The sequence below is a fragment of the Planococcus sp. CAU13 genome (assembly GCF_000775575.1).
Classification (GTDB): Bacteria; Bacillota; Bacilli; order Bacillales_A; family Planococcaceae; genus Planococcus.
Genome location: NZ_JRGN01000170.1, coordinates 23,549 through 32,138 on the forward strand (window position 1 = coordinate 23,549; position 8,590 = coordinate 32,138).

The 8,590-nt window shown below is 46.3% G+C and carries 8 protein-coding genes; 3 read left to right on the forward strand and 5 right to left on the reverse strand.

What is annotated here, in order from left to right; translation table 11 throughout:
- Nucleotides 1-136: 136 nt before the first annotated feature.
- Together KW93_RS07135 and KW93_RS07140 are read right to left on the reverse strand one after the other, a co-directional pair.
- The gene (locus tag KW93_RS07135) at nt 137-838 is read right to left on the reverse strand and encodes a CpsD/CapB family tyrosine-protein kinase (RefSeq protein WP_033542299.1); all 702 of its coding nucleotides are present in this window, start codon (nt 836-838) and stop codon (nt 137-139) included.
- Nucleotides 839-841: 3 nt separating this feature from the next.
- A complete protein-coding gene (locus tag KW93_RS07140) occupies nt 842-1,570 on the reverse strand; it encodes a YveK family protein (protein WP_033542300.1) in 729 nt (242 codons plus the stop codon).
- Nucleotides 1,571-1,865: 295 nt separating this feature from the next.
- Here KW93_RS07140 and KW93_RS07145 point away from each other — a divergent pair, with 295 nt between their 5' ends.
- From KW93_RS07145 to KW93_RS07160, 3 genes are all read left to right on the forward strand, one after another.
- The gene (locus tag KW93_RS07145) at nt 1,866-2,525 is read left to right on the forward strand and encodes an SGNH/GDSL hydrolase family protein (RefSeq protein WP_052131500.1); all 660 of its coding nucleotides are present in this window, start codon (nt 1,866-1,868) and stop codon (nt 2,523-2,525) included.
- Nucleotides 2,526-2,538: 13 nt separating this feature from the next.
- Nucleotides 2,539-3,459 (forward strand): LCP family glycopolymer transferase, encoded by a 921-nt coding sequence (locus KW93_RS07150; RefSeq protein WP_033542301.1) that lies wholly within the window; start codon nt 2,539-2,541, stop codon nt 3,457-3,459.
- Between the two features lie 770 nt (nt 3,460-4,229).
- On the forward strand, nt 4,230-4,961 hold the full coding sequence (locus KW93_RS07160) for a C40 family peptidase (protein WP_033542303.1): 732 nt from the start codon (nt 4,230-4,232) through the stop codon (nt 4,959-4,961).
- A gap of 55 nt (nt 4,962-5,016) precedes the next feature.
- On the opposite strand, the gene KW93_RS07165 is transcribed toward KW93_RS07160, so the two are convergent.
- From KW93_RS07165 to KW93_RS07175, 3 genes are all read right to left on the reverse strand, one after another.
- Complete coding sequence (locus KW93_RS07165; protein WP_052131501.1) at nt 5,017-6,294, reverse strand: S1C family serine protease; 1,278 nt, start codon at nt 6,292-6,294, stop codon at nt 5,017-5,019.
- A gap of 151 nt (nt 6,295-6,445) precedes the next feature.
- Nucleotides 6,446-6,661 (reverse strand): hypothetical protein, encoded by a 216-nt coding sequence (locus KW93_RS07170; RefSeq protein WP_033542304.1) that lies wholly within the window; start codon nt 6,659-6,661, stop codon nt 6,446-6,448.
- An 809-nt stretch (nt 6,662-7,470) separates the two neighbouring features.
- A complete protein-coding gene (locus KW93_RS07175) occupies nt 7,471-8,490 on the reverse strand; it encodes an acyltransferase (RefSeq protein WP_033542305.1) in 1,020 nt (339 codons plus the stop codon).
- Nucleotides 8,491-8,590: the final 100 nt, after the last annotated feature.

Here is an 8,590-nt window from a genome sequence, read left to right on the forward strand (position 1 = left end):
TCCTCCTAATCGGCTGTAAAATAGATCTACAGAATAAATTCCTTCTATTATAATAGTACTCACATAATCATTTGATGTATTCATAAAAAAGCCTCTGTTTTGCTCCAAAAAGAAGAGTAAAAAGAGACGACTCTTTTTACTCTGTTTGGCCGTAGTACTGATAGTAATAATTGTCTTTCGGAAGTTCGAAGTTATTCAGTACTGCGCCGATGATCCGGCTGTTTGAAGCTTCAAGCGCTTCTTTCGCTTTCAGGGCCATGTCCTTCTCGGTGCTGCCTGAGTTGACAACCAGGATCGTGCCTTCGCATTTATTCGCCAGAATTTGTCCATCTGTTACTGAAAGGATTGGCGGTGCATCGAAAATAATTAGGTCGTAGAGTCCGGTCAAGTGATCGATCAGGGTATCCATCGATCTTGACGACAGCAGTTCTGCCGGGTTCGGTGGAATCGGGCCGCACGTCAGGAGGTCCAGATTTTCCACTGCAGTCGGACGGATTGCTTCTTCCACCGTGGTCTGCCGGGTAAGAACGCTGGATAAGCCGGTCGTGTTCCCTGTATGGAATGTATAATGTGTTGTCGGTTTACGCATATCGCCGTCAACAAGAAGGACTTTTTTGCCTTCCTGTGCAAAAACCACTGCCAGGTTTGCCGACGTTGTCGACTTCCCTTCTGATGGCGCTGCGGATGTTACGACCATCGTGCGGATGTCCGCGTCCGGTGATGAAAACGTGATATTGGTGCGCAAAGTACGGAATTGTTCAGATACATACGAACGGGGCGTCGTATAGGTGATCAGTTTACGCGCTGTCTGCTGGAGAACCTTTTTCTTTCTGGCCATCTGTTACCCCGCCCTTCTTCTGGATTTCGGTTTATTGTCCGGACCAAGTTCCGCTTTTTCAACGATCGGCGAAATGACGCCGAGCAGCGGTATGCCGAGAATGTCTTCGATATCCTGCTGGTCTTTCATCGTCGTATCCAAATATTCAAGAAGGAACGCGATTCCGACGCCTAGCATTAAACCGACAACCGCCGCGATTGCCATATTAAGCATCGGGTTCGGTGCGACCGGTGACGGCTCCTCTTTCATGACTGCAGGTGACAGGATCGTCACGTTGTCGACATTCATCAGGTCCTGGATGTTGCTTTCAAATATTGTCGCTGTTGTATTGGCGATATCCACCGCCATCGCCGGATCTTCATCCTGCACGGTAATGGTAACTATCTGTGATTGGTCGGCGTTGCTGACGGTAATTTTACTATTCAGCTGGTCTGTCGTTAAATCCAGATTCATTTGTTCCACTACCGGGCCGAGGATAACCGGGCTTTTAATGATTCCTGAATATGTATTGATCAATTGCAAATCAGTCTGGATGTTTTGGTTCGTCAATTGGCCTGCTTCTGTAGGGCTCTGGTTGACGAGGATTTCCGTCGAAGACTCATACACAGGCGTCAATACAAGGAATGAAAGGATGCCGGCAATCGTAATTGCCAGAATCGTGAGAAGAGCAATAAGGCCGAGACGCTTGCGGATCGTCTTGAAGAGATCCTGTAAACTGATGGTTTCTTCCATTTAAGGGTAGCTCCTTTAGGTCTTTTTTATATAACTTATGTTAGTATAGCATAATCTGTGACTATGATAACTTGAAAATCTTAAAAGATTTCTAGGCTAATAGATGGATTTATGCTATCTTTATGTTTATATAATGTTTTATTGGGAAGGGGCTTTTATTGTTTTGAAAAAGCTTATTTATATTGTTAGTATCGTTTTTTGTGCCGTTGCCTTAATTTTTAGTTATGCTTCCTGGAATGTTAAGCTTTCCGCGGCCGGAAAGTCGACTACACAGACAACAGGCCACTCAACTGCTATGGAAAAAGAAAAAACTGAAGAGGCGGTTGCTGCGGATTCTGCCGAAATTGACATGGAGCTTTTGACAGAGAATATGGACACACAGGTTCAGTCCCTATTTCAAAATAGAGAACAGCAGGGCGACAAGATTCAAATGCTGATTGTCGGATCGGATTCGATGGAGTCAGGCGAGCCGGGTTACGCGGAATTGCTTACCACCGCGCTGGATGAATCTTATGCTGGATTTGTCGAAACGGAAATCATGAGTTTCGACGGCACGTCAGAAGAGTTCCTGGCGAGTGGACCGAACCTTTCAGCGGGCTATGACGTCGTATTGTTGGAGCCATTTACTCTGAAGAATAATGGCCGGGTTGAAATTGAAACGGAACATCTTCATATCCAGAATGTGTTCGGTGAAATTCTGAGCGAAACAGACGACGCTGTTTTGGTGCTTCATCCCCCGCAGCCGATCTACGGTGCGCAGTTCTACCGGACACAGGTTACGGCTCTTGAAGAGTTTGCCGAACTTCGTAATTATGCATACATCGATCATTGGCAAGAATGGCCGTCGACAGAAGATCTGACGCTGAAGGAATATTTGACAGAAGACAGCAACCCCAATAATACTGGTGCCGAAACATGGGCAAATGCGTTGATCGCGTATTTCACCGGCAGCTAACGGAGGAAATAGTATGAAAAGAAGCCAGCGCAATACGAATAAGAAGAAGAAATGGCCATGGGTTGTCGGGATATTGGGCGTCATCGTTCTTGGCATCGGTGTTTACCTGTTCAGTATTTATAACAGCTTTACAAATACGATGGACGAAATTCACGAACCGATCGACCGTCCGGTTTCGGATATGCGCGTTGACGAAGTGAAACTGAGTGACAAAGATCCGTTTTCAGTGCTGCTGCTTGGCGTCGATGAACGCGAAGGCGACCGCGGCCGTTCAGATACGATGGTGGTGCTGACGGTGAATCCGGATGAGAAGACGACGAAGATGGTGTCAATTCCGCGTGATACGTATACGGAGATTGTCGGACGCGGCACGATGGATAAGATCAACCACGCATATGCATTCGGCGGCATCGAGATGTCGATGGCGAGCGTAGAGAATTTATTGGATATTCCGATTGATTATGTGGTGCAGGTGAATATGGAAGGATTTAAAGATATTGTGGATGCGGTTGACGGTGTCACTGTGAATAATCAATTGGCTTTCGACCAGTTTTCGACTGGCGATATCCATTTGAACGGCGACCAGGCTTTGGCTTATGTGCAGATGCGTAAACAGGATCCGCGCGGTGATTTCGGACGCCAGGATCGCCAGAAGCAAGTGATCCAAGGAATTATGCGTGAAGGTGCGTCGGTGAACAGCCTGATGAATTATGGCGATATCTTTACGGCGCTCGGGAATAATGTGCGGACGAATATGGAGTTCAGCGAGATGATGGAAGTCCAGAAGAATTACCGGGATGCGGTTGGATCGGTTGACCAGATCATTGTTGAGGATGGTTATGGGGAGACGATTAATGGTATCTGGTATTATATGATGGATGAAAATGAGCTGAGTGAGATTAAGAGCACGTTGAAAGAGCATTTGAATATGTAAAGAAATGAGGAACACAGTTCAAGGGCTGTGTTCTTTTTTTAATCGATATTACGCAAAACAGCCCCGCTTTCCTCGGGCTCGCGTCCAAGCCTCCTCACTCACTTCGTTCACTGCGGGGTCTCGGCCGACTCGCTTTATCCTAGGAGTCGGGGCTGTTTTGCTCCATATCTTAGAGATGGCATTAATATATAAAGTGTTGAGTGATGCAGGTATGAATCTGCTTCGCTCTTTTTTGTTGGGGATGGTGGTAGTAAACGGATATTGGGCAGAGACACAATTGTTCTTCAAATTTTGGCTTGCGCTGGAAACACAGCAGATATACTTCCAGCCAGGCGAACCAACCCTCTAGCTGAGTTGATTGGGCGGCCGTCCGAGCGCCGCCCACTGTGCAGTCCGTCAGCAGCGGACTGCTTTCCAATAGAATGCACATTTCTTTTAGGCGGATGAATATTAAATTTATAATATAATATTTTAATTTTCAGAATACTTTGTGAGTGTTTTATTAATATAGTAGCGAGAGATTAATCGTATACCAATATCGGCGCTAGTTTGTTTGGCAAAACAAATTTAGTTCGAAAAAGCGCCAATTTACCGCTCTTTTAATCAAATAGATAACAATAAAATAACTATTTGGTATTTTGAAATATAAACGTAATGTTTATGCAATAGAAATAACCTTGTTTCTCCCCTCTCGGGACTCTATAGTAATAACATAACAACTGACCGATAGAGAATAGACATGGACATTACATTACGATTGGGGAAAAATGATGAGAAAATTAGTTTTCGCTTTATTCGCTAGCACGATGATGTTTTCAGGAACTATTTCAGCCGCAGGAGCAGAAGCACCATCAACAATCAGCTCTCCTTCCAGCGAATCCGTTCAGCAGGTATCCGGTTCAAAAGCTACGGCTCTTTCCGGAACTTATACAACTAAACACAACTCGAATATCCGCCTGGATGCAGGCACAAAGCATAAAGTCGTTTTCGTCGCCAAAAAAGGGACGAAGCTGACTGCAACACACCAGAAAAAAGTGGGCAGCGAGACATGGTATAAAGTTTCTGCAAGCGGCAAATCCGGATGGGTGCTCAGCACACTGGTGTCAAAAGCGACTACTAAAGTTTCTGCAACAGCCGTAAACGCTCCTTCAAAAGGTGCAGCCATCGTCGCAACTGCAATGGCATTGCGCGGAACACCTTATGTTTTCGGCGGCACGACCAAAGCCGGCTTTGACTGCAGCGGATTCACGCAATACGCTTTCAAACAAAACGGCGTCAACCTTACACGTTCGACGTTGACTCAATTTGCTGAAACAAGAGCGGTTACGACTCCGCAGGTCGGCGATCTTGTGTTCTTCGCAAACACATACCGCGCAGGCATCTCGCACGTCGGAATCTATATCGGCAATAACCAGTTCGTACATGCCGGCGGATCGAAAGCGGAAGTGCGCAGCATGAATGATTCTTATTTCGGACCTAAATTCCACAGCTACAGACGTTAATGCATGAAGAAACGGCCACCCAATTGAATGGGCGGCCGTTTTTTAATTTCATGTTTTATTGATTCACGATGGAACTGATCCTGTAATCGCCGTATTCATCAATGACGACGGTGTAGGTATGGCTGTGGCTTATGGAGACGAGCTTCTTATCCGCGTTGTCCTGGAACGTGAATGTGGCGCCTGCCTGTATGGTCGCAGTGTCTTCATTGATTTTCACATTTTTAATGACTGGTTCGACTGTCTGGAAGACACGGTCGCCTTTTTTCAATTCTTCAACCAGGGAGTTGCCTTTTTCTTCCCCGTCGCTGCCCGGCAGCAGGAAGAATTCGTAAAACGCCACTTCCTCATCGTTCAGTGAATAAGGGATCAGTGTGTAATAATCCGTTATGAATGAACGCAACAATTCTTCCGAGAAATACGCGCCTCTCAGATCCGGTGTCACCGCTTCTTCCTCTTCAGGAAGCGGGTTTTCCGCCCATTCCTGGAGCTGCGCCATGACTGTGTAGACCGGAATCGCGTAGCCGATGTCCGGATTGTCCGTCAGTACAATCGAATTGATGCCAAGGATGCGCCCGGATTCCGCGGAAATCAATGGCCCTCCGCTGGATCCCTGCTTGATGTTTGCGGTCATTTCATATAAATCCGTGTATTCGTATTCATCACTGAAGCCTATGCCGATAGCTGTAATTTCGCCTTCAGTGGATGTGTTGACGATATTCTCCGGGCTGCCGAGGGCAAATACGGGTGTTCCGACCGGCACCACGCCGTTTTCCATTTCCATCGGTTCTTTTCCGGCGATGTCCGGGACGCGTACAAGGGCGATGTCTTCCGTTTCGGAAATGCCGATAACGCGGCCGTTGAATTCCTGGCCGTTGCTGTTTGTAACCGTTACATACGCCGCGTCTTTTACAACGTGTGCGCTTGTCAGGATGTCGCCTTTATTGTTAAAAAGGAAACCGGAGCCCTGCTCGAGGTCGGTATAGAGCGTGTAAACATGACTCTTGGCGTTGGCGATCATCGAAGCGAGATCTTCTTCGGGTGCTTCGACAATGATGTCGTCATTGCTTTCGTCGCCGCTTGCTGCTTCCTCTTCCGCTTCGACAGGGGTTTCAGGTGCTTTTTCTATGGTGCCGGTTGGCGAGCGATCTATATATTCCCGTTCTGTAAATGATGTCTTTTCCAGATCCTGCAATGTTGAGTCGGATTCATCTGTCTGGAGCAGCAGGAATATTCCCGTTGCTGTGGCAAGTATGACGATAACAGCAACTAATGCCTGCAGGACGCGATTGGCAGCTGCAGACTGCCGTTTTTCCGTAATCTTGCTTCTTTTCATTTGATCACTCTTTCTTTTCAAATTCACTGCTTATTATATAGACGGAAGTGGGGCGTGTATAGTTTCAGAAGTTTTATAGATGGCAACTCAAAAAACCGCCCCACCGTCTTCTTTTGGGACGGTTGGGGCGGTTCTGTTTTTGGTTACCAGTCTAGATTTTCACTTTTTTTTTAATATTTTGGTGTTTGAGCTGGCGCAGATCATACTCATAGATAAAATGCAGCACTGCTTTGCGCGGGATGCCCAGTTCTCTTGCTGTGACGGATGGGCCTTCATCCTGAACGATGTAATAGTCATGGATCAGTTCTTTGACGCTTCTGCTATGTTCTTTTTCCAGTTTATCTATATATTCCTGGTAAGGGTGCATCTCCCATCATCCCGCTTTCTGATTATTTCGTATTAGTGTTTAGGACCTTTTTCTTTTCTATATTCCTATTGTAACCCCTTAAGTGACTTTAGACTAGTCTTTTTAGCATAAAAAATAAATAAATTATTGATTTTTTTAGTTAATAATCACGAATAACCAGTTTACTGAATGTTTCATTTCTTTATTCGATATGGAAATTGTAACTGGAATTTATGCAATGAAGGAGCAAAAAGAATGTTACACCATAGTCACCGAAAGTAACTTTAGCTGAGTTTTTAGTTACGGTTTATTATTTTTTTGCTATTCTAGGGCGGCGAGGGCGGACTGCTTTCCGTTCGAATGCACTTTTCTTTCGGGAAAAGCCGCAGAGAAAGACGACTCGGTAGATAAGAAGTCAAAACCGTAAGATAGTATCATAAAATCGTAAGATAGGAAGCCGAAAACGTAAGATAATCTACGCAAATCGTAAGCTAAAAAAGCAAAGTGGATTCTACCCACGCTCTTTCTTCAAAAACACAGTTCAAGTGCGGTGTTGCTCTTTTTTGATAGAGATTCTACGTTTGCAGATTGGGAGCATGGCCCTGTGTCAGTCCCAAATTGGAAAACATTTTGGTCAGTCACATGGTCGATAACACTCAAGCCATAAATTTAAGGGCATTTGTGTCTTACGTTAGAGATTTCTCCTCCACCGAAGAAAATAAGAATCAAATAGCTTCTATATAAATAGAAAGAAGAGCGAAGGAACTTTCTCCTTCGCTCTCTCCTTTGATTATCTATCGTGCTGCAATTCACTGTCGTTCACCGCATTCTTAAGGAACAATATGCTTCGCACCCGGCACTTTCTTCAGCAGCCAGATGATCAGGAACGAAATCGTGAAAATCAGTATCCAGACAAGCGGCACTCCCACCAGCGCGTTGACTGTCGTTTCATTGATGTTGAATAATTTATTCAGATAAAATTGCACGAGCGGGTGGATGACGTAAATGCCGAGTGTCGCGAGGCTCAGCTGCGTGATGACCGGATTCGGCTTCAGGCGCGGGCCGAGCCGCTGGAAAAAGGCAAAGATGAAAATTGAGATGGCGATTTGCGTCGGGCGGTAATGCTCGTACCAGAATTCGTCGAGCTCGCCTCTCCGTTCCGTCAGACTATGCGTGCCGTAGACGGTGATGAAATAAGAGATGACCGATACCCCAAGCAGCGGCCATAAGGCTTTTTTCGGCAGCGGGTACCGGACAAAATAGGCGCCGAGCAGGAAATAGCCGATATAGGGCTGGAACAGGCCGGGATCCATCGCCGGATCGAAGCCGAATGTTTTTGGGATGAACGGCATGAGGCCGGCAAAGATAAACCAGATGGCCAGAAAATAAAGGAACGCTTTCTGGTCCATGTGTCTGACGAGTATTTTCAGGAACGGCGCCATGATGTAGAGGCCGATGATGACGTACATGAACCAGAGGTGGTAATAGACGTCGTCGGTGAAGAACAGGATGAACATTTCGCCGACTGTGTAGGATTCACCCTGCTCGAAGATTTTATAGGCGATGTAGACGCCGCTCCAGAAGATCAGCGGAATGATGACTTTGGTGAGGCGGCGCTTGAGAAAACCGCCTATCGGGTCTTCCCGCTTGCCAGTCAGCAGTAGCGCTCCGCTCAGCATGAAAAAGACCGGCACGCACCAGCGGATGGCGGAATCGATGGCGTTTGCAAATTGCCATTCCCATTGGTCCACATGACCGGTATTGATGATTTTTGAAACGACATGGACGCCGACGACGACGAAAATCGCGACGACTCTGAGCCAGTCCATGTATTCATATCGCTTAGCCATAGGAGACTCCTTTTCGGTTTTGATCGTTAATTCCATATTCCCTTAGGTTGAGGGGGTGAAACGCTGACATAGAAAAGCGACAGCGCCCGTTCAGCTCCGA